The sequence below is a fragment of the Paenibacillus zanthoxyli JH29 genome (assembly GCF_000520715.1).
Classification (GTDB): domain Bacteria; phylum Bacillota; class Bacilli; order Paenibacillales; family Paenibacillaceae; genus Paenibacillus_AQ; species Paenibacillus_AQ zanthoxyli.
Genome location: NZ_ASSD01000460.1, coordinates 1 through 1,482 on the forward strand (window position 1 = coordinate 1; position 1,482 = coordinate 1,482).

General features: G+C 55.1%; 2 protein-coding genes and 1 pseudogene. All 3 read right to left on the minus strand.

Translation table 11 applies throughout. From position 1 onward, the window contains the following. Positions 1–29: 29 nt before the first annotated feature. Positions 30–608 carry a xanthine phosphoribosyltransferase gene (locus L691_RS0117780; RefSeq protein ID WP_025691767.1) on the minus strand — a complete coding sequence of 193 codons (579 nt, stop codon included), beginning with the start codon at positions 606–608 and terminating at the stop codon, positions 30–32. A 100-nt stretch (positions 609–708) separates the two neighbouring features. Continuing rightward, positions 709–1,014 carry a hypothetical protein gene (locus L691_RS0117785; protein WP_025691768.1) on the minus strand — a complete coding sequence of 102 codons (306 nt, stop codon included), beginning with the start codon at positions 1,012–1,014 and terminating at the stop codon, positions 709–711. Positions 1,015–1,057: 43 nt separating this feature from the next. Next, positions 1,058–1,482 (minus strand): annotated as a pseudogene (locus tag L691_RS32940) (TrmB family transcriptional regulator); the annotation flags it as partial.

The window sequence follows — 1,482 nt, forward strand, 5'->3', positions numbered from 1 at the left end:
GATTGAGCGGATCACACGGCAATAGCCGCCTACTCCTCCCCGACGAAGGTAACCTTCCCGTCCTCCAGCGAGGCGATACGCACGAGCGACTCCACACGATAGCCCGCTTCCTGAAGCAGCTTTCTTCCGGGCTGGAAAGACTTTTCAATGACGATGCCGATGCCGGCCACCGAAGCGCCCGCCTGCTCCACTATCCGCGCCAATCCGAATGCGGCCTCGCCGTTAGCCAGGAAATCATCGACGATCAGCACCCGCTCGCCCGAACCGACGAACTTTTTGGAGACGGTGATTTCATTGGTCTCTTTTTTGGTGAAAGAATAGACCTTCTCCACGAAAATATCCTCCGTCAAGGTCAGTGATTTCTGCTTGCGCGCGAATATAAGCGGAACCCCGAACTCCAGCGCCGCCATAATACCTGGAGCAATGCCCGAGGATTCAATGGTCAGCACCTTTGTAATCCCTTCTTCCGCGAACCGCTCCTTGAACTCGCGCCCGATTTCACGCATCAGGAACGGGTCCATCTGGTGATTGAGAAAAGAGTCCACCTTCAGAACACCCTTGGCAAGCACAATGCCTTCGTTCATTACCTTTTGCTTTAATAATTCCATATGTAGTCCTCCTTCTCCTATCCCGTAAAACTCAGCTGTAGGAAAGACCCATTCTTCCTCTGTGGTTCCAGAGGAGAGAACGGGTCGTTCGAAAGCCGCATCAAAGACCTGTCGGCTTCTGCGGCAGGAGGTTGCCAACGATGGATTTTAAATCATGATCCTCCCCGGACTTCCCGCCGCCGGCGTCATATTCCGTAATCCGGATTTGGGAATAGTCGGCACCCGGGTCCACAGGCTTGAAAATCAGCTTCTCCCGGTCGTCCAATCTTACGTCGAATTTCATCTCCTTGAACATGTCAATCAGCTGCTTCTCATCCGGAACCGCTCCCTCTTCAATGAACAGCAGACCCCGCAGCGATTTTGGACCGCTCGAATGCAGCACCTCAAAATGAACGATACACTCCATTCTTCTTCACCTCCTGGCATAGTTTGGGATATTCCAGCTTACGCTAGCTGCCATCCCGAGTGTTCCCTGGAGTTTGGATCTCCATAAGGTCCTCTTCGTCTTCTTCGTCACTTCCGATGTATTTGCGGTATATGCTCCCGTAGCGGTGGCCGTAGCGCCGTTCCAATTCGGGCCCCATATCCTGTTCCAGCTCAAACAGCACCATTTCCTGAGTAAAATGGCCCAGGAGAAGCTCTACCAGCACCCGGTGCTCCGTAACGACCGCCTGGACCGTCCCATCTCCTTCGCCGCCGCGCATGCCGAGCATACACCAGCTGCGGTCGATCACAAAGGAGAACTTCCGTCCTTCGGCTTCCTCCCGCTCTCCAAGAAGCGGCCACTGAAGGTAAGGGCTTGCGGCATTGCCGCCATCGAACGCCCAGAGCAGCCGTACGCCGCGGCGCTCGGCTTGTTCCAGCTCGCTGCGCA